Origin of the sequence: Pseudomonas moraviensis subsp. stanleyae, from assembly GCF_036283065.1 — a bacterium.
GTDB classification, from domain to species: domain Bacteria; phylum Pseudomonadota; class Gammaproteobacteria; order Pseudomonadales; family Pseudomonadaceae; genus Aquipseudomonas; species Aquipseudomonas stanleyae.
This window is the reverse complement of record NZ_JAADJI010000001.1, coordinates 144,973-157,784: the sequence shown is the minus strand read 5'-3', so window position 1 is coordinate 157,784 and position 12,812 is coordinate 144,973. Positions and strand designations below refer to the sequence as shown.

Annotated in this window: 10 protein-coding genes and 2 tRNA genes; 8 read left to right on the top strand and 4 right to left on the bottom strand. The window is 59.8% G+C overall.

The window, feature by feature from the left end; translation table 11 throughout:
- Positions 1 to 88: 88 nt before the first annotated feature.
- On the top strand, positions 89 to 2,023 hold the full coding sequence (locus GXB78_RS00635) for a methyl-accepting chemotaxis protein (RefSeq protein ID WP_329513733.1): 1,935 nt from the start codon (positions 89 to 91) through the stop codon (positions 2,021 to 2,023).
- 91 nt (positions 2,024 to 2,114) lie between these two features.
- Here GXB78_RS00635 and GXB78_RS00630 read toward each other — a convergent pair whose 3' ends face one another.
- The 4 genes from GXB78_RS00630 to GXB78_RS00615 form a co-directional block, all read right to left on the bottom strand.
- On the bottom strand, positions 2,115 to 3,680 hold the full coding sequence (locus tag GXB78_RS00630; protein WP_329513732.1) for an ABC transporter permease: 1,566 nt from the start codon (positions 3,678 to 3,680) through the stop codon (positions 2,115 to 2,117).
- A complete protein-coding gene (locus tag GXB78_RS00625; RefSeq protein WP_016771941.1) occupies positions 3,680 to 4,690 on the bottom strand; it encodes an extracellular solute-binding protein in 1,011 nt (336 codons plus the stop codon). The genes GXB78_RS00630 and GXB78_RS00625 overlap by 1 nt, the downstream gene beginning before the upstream one ends.
- A gap of 310 nt (positions 4,691 to 5,000) precedes the next feature.
- A tRNA-Leu gene (locus GXB78_RS00620) sits at positions 5,001 to 5,087 on the bottom strand.
- Positions 5,088 to 5,267: 180 nt separating this feature from the next.
- A tRNA-Leu gene (locus GXB78_RS00615) sits at positions 5,268 to 5,354 on the bottom strand.
- A gap of 225 nt (positions 5,355 to 5,579) precedes the next feature.
- Here GXB78_RS00615 and rnr point away from each other — a divergent pair.
- From rnr to dnaB, 7 genes are all read left to right on the top strand, one after another.
- Entirely contained in the window at positions 5,580 to 8,210 is a 2,631-nt protein-coding gene (rnr, locus tag GXB78_RS00610; protein ID WP_329513731.1) for a ribonuclease R, read from the top strand.
- Positions 8,207 to 8,971 (top strand): 23S rRNA (guanosine(2251)-2'-O)-methyltransferase RlmB, encoded by a 765-nt coding sequence (gene rlmB / locus GXB78_RS00605; RefSeq protein ID WP_090280791.1) that lies wholly within the window; start codon positions 8,207 to 8,209, stop codon positions 8,969 to 8,971. Before rnr ends, rlmB begins: the two co-directional genes overlap by 4 nt.
- Before the next feature lie 245 nt (positions 8,972 to 9,216).
- The gene (gene rpsF / locus GXB78_RS00600; protein ID WP_016771938.1) at positions 9,217 to 9,639 is read left to right on the top strand and encodes a 30S ribosomal protein S6; all 423 of its coding nucleotides are present in this window, start codon (positions 9,217 to 9,219) and stop codon (positions 9,637 to 9,639) included.
- Positions 9,640 to 9,668: 29 nt separating this feature from the next.
- Positions 9,669 to 9,899: a 30S ribosomal protein S18 gene (rpsR, locus tag GXB78_RS00595; protein WP_002551829.1), complete on the top strand. Its 231-nt coding sequence runs from the start codon at positions 9,669 to 9,671 to the stop codon at positions 9,897 to 9,899.
- 36 nt (positions 9,900 to 9,935) lie between these two features.
- Positions 9,936 to 10,829 carry a hypothetical protein gene (locus GXB78_RS00590; RefSeq protein WP_016771937.1) on the top strand — a complete coding sequence of 298 codons (894 nt, stop codon included), beginning with the start codon at positions 9,936 to 9,938 and terminating at the stop codon, positions 10,827 to 10,829.
- An 18-nt stretch (positions 10,830 to 10,847) separates the two neighbouring features.
- Positions 10,848 to 11,294 carry a 50S ribosomal protein L9 gene (rplI, locus tag GXB78_RS00585; protein WP_003221136.1) on the top strand — a complete coding sequence of 149 codons (447 nt, stop codon included), beginning with the start codon at positions 10,848 to 10,850 and terminating at the stop codon, positions 11,292 to 11,294.
- Positions 11,295 to 11,413: 119 nt separating this feature from the next.
- Positions 11,414 to 12,811 (top strand): replicative DNA helicase, encoded by a 1,398-nt coding sequence (gene dnaB, locus GXB78_RS00580; RefSeq protein WP_016771936.1) that lies wholly within the window; start codon positions 11,414 to 11,416, stop codon positions 12,809 to 12,811.
- The last annotated feature ends 1 nt before the right edge of the window (position 12,812 follow it).

The window sequence follows — 12,812 nt, the reverse complement described above, 5'->3', positions numbered from 1 at the left end:
TATGCCTGTTGGACGGCATGACCTTTGCTGTGAATCTGTCTACAAGAGTGCCATCAAATTAATGGCGTCAGAAGTAGAGGGATTTAAAGTGTCAGCCGTTCTCTCACTGTTACAAAGCCGTTTGTTGCGGCCGGTGTTCGTTACCCTTGGTATCGCCCTTTTGGTGCAGGTGTTGGTCGCAGTCGCCCTGACCCGGAGCACGGTCACGGCACTGGAAGCCGATCTCGCCGTGCGCTTGGGGGCGGACAGTCAAAAGCTTTCCGGTGAACTGGAGCAGGCCGGACGTGAAGTCACCTCCAGTCTCGATGCGCTGTCAGCCAGCACTCGTCAACGCCTGACCGCCGGTTTGTCTGCACGTCTCAAAGAAGAGCAGGCGCAACTACGGGCGACGCTGGAAAAGGATCTCAAGGACTCCGCCAACGACATGGCGCAATTGCTTGCGTCCGTAGCGCCGCGTGCCATGTGGGACAGTGACGTACCAACGCTGTCGGAGTTCGCTCGTCGCGCTCAGCGCAACCCCAACGTGCTGTTCGTGGTGTATGACGACGCCACCGGCCAGCATCTGACCCGTTATCTCAATCGTGAAAACCCGATCAACAAGGCCTTGCTGGAAAAAGGTCAGGGAGAGCGTGCGCTGGATAAAGTGCTGGATGCGGCGAAAAACGATCCTTCGGTCTACTACCTCGAAGCCTCGATCAATCCCAATGGCGTGGAAATCGGCAAAGTGCTGATGGGCGTGTCCACGGCCTCGGTGGAAACCGATCTGGCAGAGCTCGACAAGCGTTTTCTGGCGCTGATTGCCAGCAGCGATCAACTGGTCGGTGACAGCCTCAAAGGCGCAGCGGCAGACAGTGCCAAAGCGATGCAGGCGCGCCTGCAATCGGCGCAGGGCACCGCCGGCGAAATGAAAGCCAACACCGCACAAACCGTTCAAGAGGCGGCTGCGACATTACGCTGGCGTATCGGACTCGGCCTGGCGCTGGTCGGTTGCGGCGTGCTGCTGTTGCTGGCGGTGGTGCTGGGTCATCGCGTGGTCAATCGCCTGAAAATGCTCAATGCGGCAATGGATGATCTGGCGGCAGGCGAGGGCGATCTGACCAAACGTGTGCAGATCAACAGCAAGGATGAGATCGGCGACATGGCCTCGGCAGTCAATCGCTTCGTCGACAAGTTGCAGCCGATCGTACGCGAGGCCGGTGATGTGGCTCAGCGCACTGGCGTGGAAATTGGCGCGATGACTTTGCGCAATGCCGGGGCCGATGCCGCTGCCGGAATGCAGCGCGATGAAGTCGCAGAAAGCCTGCGTGCGCTGTCGCAAATGGCCGATGAAGCGCAGTCGGAAAGTCAGGCGATGCAGGCGGCGTTGAAACAGGTCGTTGAAATTCGTCAGGCCACCGATGAAAACACCCGAACCTCGGCGAAGGTCGGCGGCCTGATCGAAGCGCTGGCCGGGCAAGTCGATACCGGGGCGAAAGTCATCGAGCGACTGGCGCAGCAGAGCGAGCAAATCGAAGTGGTGTTGACGGTGATTCACGGGATCGCCGAGCAGACCAATCTGCTGGCGTTGAACGCAGCGATCGAGGCGGCGCGGGCGGGAGAGACCGGACGTGGATTCGCCGTGGTCGCGGATGAAGTGCGCGCGCTGGCGAGCAAAACGCAAAGCTCCACCGGTGATATTCAGGCGCACATTGTTGCGCTGCAGCAGGGCGCGCGTGAGGCGGTCGAGGCGATTGGTCAGGCCGGACGGCAGGCCAGCGAAGGTTTGCTGGTGTTGCGCGACAGCGCGCGGTTGCAGCAGTCGGTGCAGGCTTCGGTTGAGCAGGTGCATGCGGCGATCGGTCTGGCGACGCAAGCGGCAGCGCATCAGGCGCAGGGCGCGCAGGCAGTGCGTGGACGGGTTGAGACAATTCATGCCCAAGCCGAGAAAGCGGCGCAGGCAGTGGTGGAAACCACGGCCAGTGGCAAGGTGCTGGATGGACTGGCTGCGCAGCTCAAGGCGAGCCTGGGGCAGTTCAGGGCTTGATGCTGTCTGATTAGGCCTCATCGCGAGCAGGCTCACTCCTACAGGGGGAACGCATTCCAATGTAGGAGTGAGCCTGCTCGCGATAGCTGTTTCATCGGCTCAAATACATCCGCGTCGTCAGCAGATATACCGGCAGTCCGGAGACCAGAATCAACAACGCCGCATACGGCGCCGCTGCCGCAAACTCGACATTCGCCGTGTGCGCCCAGACCTCGGTCGCCAGCGTATTCAGTCCAGTCGGACTGAGCAGCAACGTCGCCGTCAACTCCTTCATCGCATCGAGAAACACCAGCGCAAACGCCGCGCCCAGAGCCGGGAAAATGATCGGCAAGGTCACCCGGCAAAACGCCGTGAGCGACGATGCGCCCAAGGTCCGCGCCGCTTCTTCCAGCTGCGGCGCAGCCTTGTTCAGCGCGGTACGAATCGGCGCTTGCGCCAGTGGCAGGAACAGCAGCGCATAGGCGATCAGCAACAAGCCCGACGTCTGATACAGCGCCGGCACGTAATGCAGGGCGAAATACACCAGGGTCAACGCAATCACCAGCCCCGGCAGTGCGTGCAGCAGATACGGCAAGCGTTCGGCCCAGATTGCCAATTGGCCTCTGTAGCGCACCACCAGCAACCCCACCGGAACCGCCAGCACCAGGCACAACGCCGCGCCGCCCAATGACAATGCCAGCGATGACAGCAGCGCCTCGCTGATTGCCGCTACCGGGAACGCCGCCGATGAGCCGACCGCCAGCCAATACGCCAACATCCCCAGCGGAATGCCGCTGCCGACAATCGCCAGCAACAAACAATACAACTGACCTACCGCAGCCCACGGGCCCAGCTTCACTTGCTCAGCCTGTCGCGCGGCGCCCTGGCCGGTGCGCACATGGCGGCCCTTGCCGCGCACGCGCAGCTCCAGCCACAACAGCAGCAGACACAGCGCCAGCAACACCGCCGAAAGCATCGCGGCATTGGCGTTGCTGAATTCCAGCTCGAATTGCTGATAGATCGCCGTGGTGAAGGTCTGCAGGCCGATGATCGATAGCGCGCCGAATTCCACCAGCATGTGCAGGGCAATCAGCAGCGAACCGGCCAGCAGCGATGGCCACAGCAGCGGCAGGGTGACGCGGAAAAACACGCCCCAGCGATTCTGCCCGAGTGTACGGGCAGATTCTTCGAGGGAGGGATCGAGATTGCGCAGGGTCGCGGCAACCGGCAGAAAGATCAGTGGGTACTTCGACAGGCTCATCACCAGAATCGCCCCGCCGAGGCCTTCGAACTGCGCACTCAGCGACACCCAGGTAAAGCTGCTGACAAACGCCGGCACCGCAAACGGCAGGCACAGGATCACGCCCCACAGCCGACGTCCCGGCAGATTGCTGCGCTCCAGCAGCCACGCCAGTGACAGGCCGATCACGCCGCAGGTAACGGTTACGCCGACCATCAACGCCAAAGTATTGCGCAACAGGCCAAACACATACGGGCGCCACAGCAAATGCAACGCCTCGGCCCAGCCGGCCTGCCAGGCTTTCACTCCGACGTAGGCCAGTGGCAACAGGCTCAATACCACCAGTAGCAAAACCGGCAGCACCAGCCAGATCGACGGCCGTTTGCGTCTTGGCACATAACCCCCGCGCGTGGCGGGGGCCGATAACGATGCTGCCATCAGTTCAGGCCAACTTCGCGTTCCAGTTCCAGGGCTTCCTCAGCATTGCCCAGATCTGCCGGGGTAACGTTCGGTGCTTCCAGTTCGCTGAACGGCTTGAGGCCGCGATCCGATTCCATACCTTTGTGCAGCGGATATTCGGCGGTGGTCTGGGTGATCACGCGCTGGCCTTCTTCACTGGCCATGAAAGCGAGGAATTGCTGGGCTTCTTTTGGATGTTTGCTGGACTTCAGCACGGCAGCGCTGGACACGGTGATCAAGCCGCCAGCGTCGCCGCCGGTGAAGTAATGCAGTTTGGAGTCGAGCTTGCCTTTTTCGCGTTGCAGGGCGAACCAGTAGTAGTTGTTCACCAGCACCGTGGCAACTTCGCCGTTTTCCACGGCTTTGAGCGCGACCATGTTGTTGCTGTAGGTCTTGCCGAATGCGCGCAGACCGGTCAGCCATTCTTCGGCAGCGTCACGACCGTGCAGCTTGATGATCGCAACGGCCTGCTCCTGAAAGGCGCCGCTGGTCGGCACGAAACCGACTTTGCCTTGCCACTGCGGCTCGGAGAATTCCATCACCGATTTCGGCAGATCTTTTTCGTCGATGAGTTTCGGATTGAAGGCGACCACGCGAACACGCGCGGTGACGCCGATCCAAGTGCCGTTGGCGGCGACGTATTTTTCCGGCAACACCGCCAGAGTGGCGTCATCGGCCTTGGCCAACAGGCCTTGTTCGCCGAGGTTGTTCAGTGGTGGCGATTCTTCGGTGTAGATCACGTCGGCGGGAGAGCGATCGCCTTCTTCGATGATCTGGCTGGCGAGCTGGTTGCTGCTGCCCTTGCGCACGTTGACGTGAATGCCGGTCTTGGCTTCGAAAGCCTTGGCAATAGCGTCGCCGACTTCCTTGTGCTGGCCGTTGTAGAGAGTCAGGGAAACCGCATCGGCAGCCTGGGTGAGGGGAGTGGCGAGCGCGAGGCCGAGGAGGGTGAAGGTCAGGCCTCGGCGCAGGGTATTTCGAAACGTCATTCGCAGGGTTCCTCACTGTCGCATTGCAAAAACTTGCAACAATGATAAACGATATTGTTTCTCAAGTGCGCCTTGTGCGGCGCGAGGTGATCTTGTAGGAGCTGCCGAAGGCTGCGATCTTTTGATCTTGCTGGTGAACAATAGGGTGTCAAAAGCAAGATCAAAAGATCGCAGCCTCGTTGCACTCGTCAGCTCCTACACGCTCCTACACGCTCCTACGAGGCCGACGGGGAATTCAGGAGGCCAGAAACGCAAAAACCCGCTTTCGCGGGTTTCTGTGTAATTCAAGGTCTTAACCTTGAATTTGAATTGGTGCCCAGAAGAAGACTCGAACTTCCACGACCGTAAGGTCACCAGCACCTGAAGCTGGCGTGTCTACCAATTTCACCATCTGGGCAATCATCGCAAGCGTTGCCGCTGTTGATGTGGCGCACTATACGGAGGCCTTTTTGATCTGTAAACCCCTGATTTGGTTTTAATAAATCAGTGTGAGCAAAAGCTTTCCCGCAAATGCAAAAAACCCGCTTTCGCGGGTTTTGTGTGAGTCTTGAAACTGATCTAGTCTCAAACTCGAAATTGGTGCCCAGGAGAAGACTCGAACTTCCACGACCGTAAGGTCACCAGCACCTGAAGCTGGCGTGTCTACCAATTTCACCACCTGGGCATCATCGAAAGCGCTTGTGCGTCGTCGATGGCGCGCACTATACGGAGCGCCTTTTTAACTGTAAACCCCTGCCGCAGAAAAAACTGATTTTTTTTACCAGCGGCGTTCAAAACCGTATCGGAGCGTCGATACAGGGCCTTGTAAGGCCTTATAGATTGGGAAATTTCCCGTTTCCCGGCGCCTATGCCAAACTAACCCGTATATAGACAAGGTGAAAACTCTCTAATGGCCGATTGGCAGTCCCTCGATCCCGAGGCCGCTCGTGAAGCGGAAAAATACGAAAACCCTATTCCCAGCCGCGAACTGATCCTGGCGCACCTCGCCGATCGGGGTTCGCCTGCTGCCCGCGAGCAACTGGTCGAAGAGTTTGGTCTGACCACAGAGGACCAGATCGAGGCCCTGCGCCGCCGCTTGCGCGCAATGGAGCGTGACGCTCAATTGATTTATACCCGCCGTGGCACTTACGCGCCGGTGGACAAGCTCGACCTGATCCTCGGCCGCATCAGCGGTCACCGTGACGGTTTCGGCTTTCTGGTGCCGGACGACGGCAGCGACGACCTGTTCATGAGCCCGGCGCAAATGCGTCTGGTGTTCGACGGTGACCGCGCGCTGGCCCGGGTTTCCGGTCTCGACCGTCGTGGTCGCCGTGAAGGCGTAATCGTCGAAGTGGTTTCCCGCGCTCACGAAACCATCGTCGGCCGCTATTTCGAAGAAGGCGGTATCGGTTTCGTCGTTGCCGACAATCCGAAGATCCAGCAGGAAGTGCTGGTGACGCCGGGCCGCAACGCCAACGCGCAGATCGGTCAGTTCGTCGAAGTGAAAATCACTCACTGGCCAACGCCGCGCTTCCAGCCGCAAGGCGATGTGGTCGAAGTGGTCGGCAACTATATGGCGCCGGGCATGGAAATCGATGTTGCGTTGCGCACCTACGATATTCCGCACGTCTGGCCTGAAGCCGTGCTGAAGGAAGCGGCCAAACTGAAGCCGGAAGTCGAAGAAAAAGACAAAGAGAAGCGCATCGACTTGCGTCACTTGCCGTTCGTCACTATCGACGGCGAAGACGCCCGCGACTTCGACGACGCGGTTTACTGCGAAGCCAAACCGGGCAAGCTGCGTCTGTTCTCCGGCGGCTGGAAGTTGTACGTGGCGATTGCCGACGTCTCCAGCTACGTGAAGATCGGCTCGGCGCTGGACAACGAAGCTCAGGTTCGCGGCAACTCGGTGTACTTCCCCGAGCGCGTGATTCCGATGCTGCCAGAGCAACTGTCCAATGGCCTGTGCTCGCTGAACCCGCAAGTTGATCGTCTGGCCATGGTTTGCGAGATGACCATCTCCAAGTCCGGCGAAATGACCGACTACTGCTTCTATGAAGCGGTGATCCATTCGCACGCCCGTCTGACCTACAACAAGGTCAGTGCGATGCTGGAAACGCCGAAAGCTACCGAAGCGCGCAAATTGCGTGGCGAATACACCGACGTCGTGCCGCATCTCAAGCAGCTCTACGCGTTGTACAAGGTGTTGTTGGCCGCCCGTCACGTGCGTGGCGCGATCGATTTCGAAACCCAGGAAACCCGGATCATCTTCGGTTCCGAGCGCAAGATCGCCGAAATCCGTCCGACCGTGCGCAACGATGCGCACAAGCTGATCGAGGAATGCATGCTAGCGGCCAACGTCGCCACCGCCGAATTCCTCAAGAAGCACGAAATTCCTGCGTTGTATCGCGTTCACGCCGGCCCGCCGCCAGAGCGTCTGGAAAAGCTGCGCGCTTTCCTGGGTGAGCTCGGCCTGTCCCTGCACAAGGGCAAGGACGGTCCGTCGCCGAAGGATTATCAGGCCCTGCTCGCGAGCATCAAGGATCGTCCGGATTTCCATCTGATCCAGACAGTTATGCTGCGTTCGTTGAGCCAGGCGGTATACAGCGCTGAAAACGATGGTCACTTCGGCCTGAATTACGAAGCCTATACCCACTTCACCTCGCCGATCCGCCGTTACCCGGATCTGCTCACGCACCGCGCGATCCGCAGCGTGATCCATTCCAAACAGGACACCCCGCACGTTCGTCGTGCCGGGGCGATGACCATTCCGAAGGCGCGCATCTATCCGTATGACGAAGCGGCGCTGGAGCAGCTCGGCGAGCAGTGCTCGATGAGCGAGCGCCGCGCTGACGAAGCGACCCGCGACGTGGTGAACTGGCTCAAGTGCGAGTTCATGAAGGATCGCGTCGGCGAGTCTTTCCCGGGCGTGATCACTGCCGTCACCGGGTTTGGTCTGTTCGTCGAACTGACCGATATCTACGTCGAAGGTCTGGTCCACGTCACTGCGCTGCCGGGTGATTACTACCACTTCGATCCTGTACACCACCGCTTGGCGGGCGAGCGCACCGGTCGCAGCTTCCGTCTTGGCGACACCGTCGAAGTGCGGGTCATGCGCGTCGACCTCGACGAGCGCAAGATCGATTTCGAGATGGCGGAAAAAACCATCAGCGCGCCGATCGGTCGCAAGAAACGTGGCGCCGAAACCGCTGCGCCAGCTGCCAAGGTTGCGGAAGAAAAGGCTCCAGCGAAAACCGCCAGCCGTCGTCCGGCCAAGGAAAAGGTTGCCGAAGCCTATCGCCCAAGCGATGCCGTGGCGAAAAACGCCGAGCTGCGCAAAAGCCGTGAATTGAAGAAGGCCTTGCTGGCCGATGCGAAAAACGGTGGTAAAGCGGCGTCCGGGGGAAAGACCGGGCGGTCGGCGCCTGACAGGGCGACCGACGGCAAGCCAGCCAAGCCGAGCAAACACCGCAAGGGTCCGCCGAAAGCGGGCTCCGCTCCAGCCAAAAGCGGCGGGGCGCGTAAACCGAAGGCGAAGTCATGAGTCAGTTGGAAAAAATCTACGGCGTTCACGCGGTAGAAGCGTTGCTGCGTCACCACCCCAAACGCGTCAAGCAGATCTGGCTGGCGGAAAGCCGCAACGATCCGCGCGTGCAGACGCTGGTCGAACTGGCCAACGAAAACCGTGTGCAGGTCGGCCAGGCCGAGCGTCGCGAAATGGACGCCTGGGTTGAAGGCGTGCATCAGGGCGTGGTAGCGGAAGTCAGCCCGAGCCAGGTCTGGGGCGAGGCAATGCTCGACGAACTGCTCGATCGCACCGAAGGCGCGCCGCTGTTGCTGGTGCTCGACGGCGTGACCGATCCGCACAACCTCGGCGCCTGCCTGCGTTCGGCCGATGCGGCCGGTGCGCTGGCGGTGATCGTGCCGAAGGACAAGTCAGCTACGCTGACCCCGGTTGTGCGCAAAGTCGCTTGCGGCGCAGCGGAAGTGATTCCGCTGGTGGCCGTGACCAACCTGGCGCGTACTCTGGAAAAGCTTCAGCAGCGCGGTCTCTGGGTAGTCGGCACCGCTGGTGAAGCCGAGGTCAGCATCTATGACCAGGACCTGACCGGCCCGACCATCCTGATCATGGGCGCCGAAGGCAAAGGCATGCGTCGTCTGACCCGCGAGCACTGTGACTATCTGGTGAATCTGCCGATGGCTGGCAGCGTCAGCAGCCTCAACGTCTCGGTCGCCACCGGCGTGTGCCTGTTCGAAGCGCAGCGCCAGCGCGGGGCGAAAGCGCGCGCTTCGCGCAAGCCATAAGCTGCAAGCTGCAAGCTGCAAGCGTCAAGTGAAAAGCGGTCTGCTTGCAGCTTGAGGCTTGCAGCTCATAGCTGCTGTTCAAATATTCACCAATTGCCTTGCGCGCCCGCAGTCCCTTCTCTACAATTGCGCCCCTTGCTGTGACGGCAGGCACGCATGTGCCCCGCGCCAGCAAGTCCATAAGTGTCATTCACTCCTTGTCTGACCGTTTTTGAGCGGCAGGCTACAACCCGTAAGGAGCATTCATGCGTCATTACGAAATCATCTTTCTGGTCCACCCGGATCAGAGCGAGCAAGTCGGCGGCATGGTTGAGCGTTACACCAAGCTGATCGAAGAAGACGGCGGCAAAATCCACCGTCTGGAAGACTGGGGCCGTCGTCAACTGGCCTACGCAATCAACAATGTTCACAAGGCTCACTACGTGATGCTGAACGTTGAGTGCACTGGCAAGGCCCTGGCCGAGCTGGAAGACAACTTCCGCTACAACGATGCAGTGATCCGTAACCTGGTCATCCGTCGCGACGAAGCCGTTACCGGCCAGTCCGAGATGCTCAAGGCTGAAGAAAACCGCAGTGAGCGCCGTGAGCGTCGCGACCGTCCTGAGCACGAAGGCGCCGAAGGCACCGACAGTGATGACAGCGACAACAGCGATAACGCTGACGAGTAATCCACGGACCTTATTAAGGAGCCTATCAAATGGCACGTTTCTTCCGTCGTCGTAAATTCTGCCGCTTCACCGCTGAAGACGTGAAAGAGATCGATTACAAAGATCTCAACACTCTGAAAGCCTACGTATCCGAGACCGGCAAAATCGTTCCAAGCCGCATCACCGGTACCAAAGCTCGTTATCAGCGTCAGCTGGCCACCGCTATCAAGCGCGCCCGCTTCCTGGCCCTGCTGGCCTACACCGACAGCCACGGCCGCTGAGACCGGGCAGTCGACAAGTAGCAAAGGATTGAATGCATGCGCGCCTTAGCTGAGTTCATCATGCGAGGCCGAATGCAGGCCACTCTCGTGGTGGCCGGATGTGCAACATTGCCGTTGTTGTATTGGTTGGGTGCTGCCGCCGGGAGCCTTGTGCTGCTGCGGCGCGGATTGACGGACGCCCTGGGCGTGCTGTCGCTGGGACTGCTGCCAGCCTTGATCTGGTGGCTGTATGCCGATGACCCACGGGCACTTCTGGTGCTGCTGGGGTCTTCGGGGCTTGCGTTGGTTTTGCGCGCAAGCGAATCCTGGGTCCGCACGCTGCTGGTCAGCGTAGTGATCGGAGTGGTGTTTTCAGTGGTGCTCGGGGTCGCGTTTGCGGCCCAGATCGAGATGCTTGCACAGGCCCTCATAAAGGTCATGCCAGCGCTCCTCGGTGAGACCTACAAGCAATTGTCGGTCGATGAGCAAGCGCGTTTCGCGTCCCTGATTGCGCCGGTCCTGACCGGACTGATTGCGGCCCTGTTGCAGATCGTCAGCGTGCTGAGCCTGATTGTCGGGCGGCATTGGCAGGCGTTGTTGTACAACCCGGGTGGTTTCGGTCGCGAGTTTCGCGCCATCCGCATCCCGCTGGGGCCGGCGATGTTACTGCTGGCGTTGATGCTTCTGGGCCCGAATCTCGGTGCACAGATGGCCATGTTGACGCCGTTGTGCAGTGTACCGCTGGTGTTCGCCGGGCTGGCCCTGATTCACGGGCTGGTCGGGCAGAAGCGACTGGCCGGTTTCTGGCTGGTGGGGTTGTACGTCACGCTGCTGTTGTTCATGCAGCTGATCTATCCGTTGCTCGTGGTTCTGGCCATTGTCGACAGCCTGATTGATTTTCGCGGTCGTCACGTGTCGAAAGACACCGATAGCGCGAACGGTGAAGGTTAAAAGTTAGAGGATTTTCACATGCAACTGATCCTTCTGGAAAAAATCGCCAACCTGGGCAACCTGGGCGACAAAGTAAACGTTAAGGCCGGTTACGGCCGTAACTACCTGCTGCCTTTCGGCAAGGCTACCGCTGCGACCGCTGCCAACCTGGCTGCGTTCGAAGAGCGTCGCGCCGAGCTGGAAAAAGCTGCCGCAGACCGTAAAGCATCGGCTGAAAGCCGTGCTGCCCAACTGGCCGAGCTGGAAGTGACCATCACTGCCACCGCTGGCGACGAAGGCAAGCTGTTCGGTTCGATCGGTACTCACGACATCGCTGACGCACTGACCGCCTCCGGCGTTGAAGTGCAGAAGAGCGAAGTTCGTCTGCCGAACGGCACCATCCGCAACGTGGGTGAATTCGACGTGGCCGTGCACCTGCACGCCGAAGTTGAAGCCACCGTACGCGTTGTCGTGGTAGCAGCTTAAGCAACATCGATCGGCTGGCGGCTTGTCCGTCAGACGGTTAACATCGGGCACGATCCTGTTTACAGGTCGTGCCCTTTGTCTTTCTGAATTCCCTGCTTTTCACTAATACTCAAGTGGCCATGAACGATATCTCCGCTCCCGAGCAATACGATCTGCAAACCGCTGCCCTGAAGGTGCCGCCGCATTCCATCGAGGCCGAACAGGCCGTACTCGGTGGTCTGATGCTGGACAACAACGCCTGGGAACGCGTGCTCGATCAAGTCTCCGACGGCGATTTCTACCGACATGACCACCGCCTGATCTTTCGTGCCATTGCCAAACTGGCCGATCAGAACTCGCCGATCGACGTCGTGACTCTTGCCGAACAACTGGACAAGGAAGGTCAGACGTCGCAGGTCGGCGGCCTCGGCTACCTTGGCGAACTGGCAAAAAATACGCCGTCGGTCGCCAACATCAAGGCCTATGCGCAGATCGTCCGCCAGCGGGCGACGTTGCGCCAACTGATCGGCATCAGCACCGAGATCGCCGACAGCGCTTTCAACCCGGAAGGCCGTACCGCCGAAGAAATCCTCGACGAAGCCGAACGGCAGATCTTCCAGATCGCCGAAGCGCGGCCGAAGACCGGCGGACCGGTCGGCGTCAACGAGCTGCTGACCAAGGCCATCGACCGCATCGATACCTTGTTCAACACCGCCGACGCGATCACCGGCCTGTCCACCGGCTACACCGACCTCGACGAGAAGACCAGCGGCTTGCAGCCGTCCGACCTGATCATCGTTGCCGGTCGTCCATCGATGGGGAAAACCACCTTCGCGATGAACCTGGTGGAAAACGCCGTATTGCGCAGCGAAAAAGCGGTGCTGGTCTACTCCCTCGAGATGCCAGGCGAATCGCTGATCATGCGTATGCTGTCGTCGCTCGGCCGGATCGATCAGACCAAGGTGCGTTCCGGCCAACTCGAAGACGATGACTGGCCGCGCCTGACTTCGGCAGTCAACCTGCTCAACGACCGCAAACTGTTCATCGATGACACCGCCGGTATCAGCCCTTCGGAAATGCGCGCGCGGACCCGGCGTCTGGTGCGTGAGCACGGTGACGTTGGCCTGATCATGATCGACTACTTGCAACTGATGCAGATCCCCGGTTCCAGTGGTGACAACCGTACCAACGAAATTTCCGAGATCTCGCGATCGCTGAAAGCCCTGGCCAAGGAATTCAACTGCCCGGTAGTTGCCCTGTCGCAGCTCAATCGCTCTCTCGAACAACGTCCCAACAAACGCCCGGTCAACTCCGACTTGCGCGAATCAGGAGCGATCGAGCAGGACGCCGACGTGATCATGTTCGTTTACCGCGACGAGGTGTATCACCCGGAAACCGAGCACAAGGGCATCGCCGAAATCATCATCGGCAAACAGCGTAACGGCCCGATCGGTTTCATTCGGCTGGCGTTCATCGGCAAGTACACCCGTTTTGAAAACCTCGCACCGGGCAGTTACAACTTCGACGACGACGAATAAC

Coding starts and splice junctions, on each gene's coding strand:
- GXB78_RS00590 (WP_016771937.1), top strand. CDS start 9,936: ATGCGCGCCTTAGCTGAGTTCATCATGCGAGGCCGAATGCAGGCCACT.
- rpsR (WP_002551829.1), top strand. CDS start 9,669: ATGGCACGTTTCTTCCGTCGTCGTAAATTCTGCCGCTTCACCGCTGAA.
- GXB78_RS00630 (WP_329513732.1), bottom strand. CDS start 3,680: ATGGCAGCATCGTTATCGGCCCCCGCCACGCGCGGGGGTTATGTGCCA.
- rplI (WP_003221136.1), top strand. CDS start 10,848: ATGCAACTGATCCTTCTGGAAAAAATCGCCAACCTGGGCAACCTGGGC.
- rnr (WP_329513731.1), top strand. CDS start 5,580: ATGGCCGATTGGCAGTCCCTCGATCCCGAGGCCGCTCGTGAAGCGGAA.
- dnaB (WP_016771936.1), top strand. CDS start 11,414: ATGAACGATATCTCCGCTCCCGAGCAATACGATCTGCAAACCGCTGCC.
- GXB78_RS00625 (WP_016771941.1), bottom strand. CDS start 4,690: ATGACGTTTCGAAATACCCTGCGCCGAGGCCTGACCTTCACCCTCCTC.
- rpsF (WP_016771938.1), top strand. CDS start 9,217: ATGCGTCATTACGAAATCATCTTTCTGGTCCACCCGGATCAGAGCGAG.
- rlmB (WP_090280791.1), top strand. CDS start 8,207: ATGAGTCAGTTGGAAAAAATCTACGGCGTTCACGCGGTAGAAGCGTTG.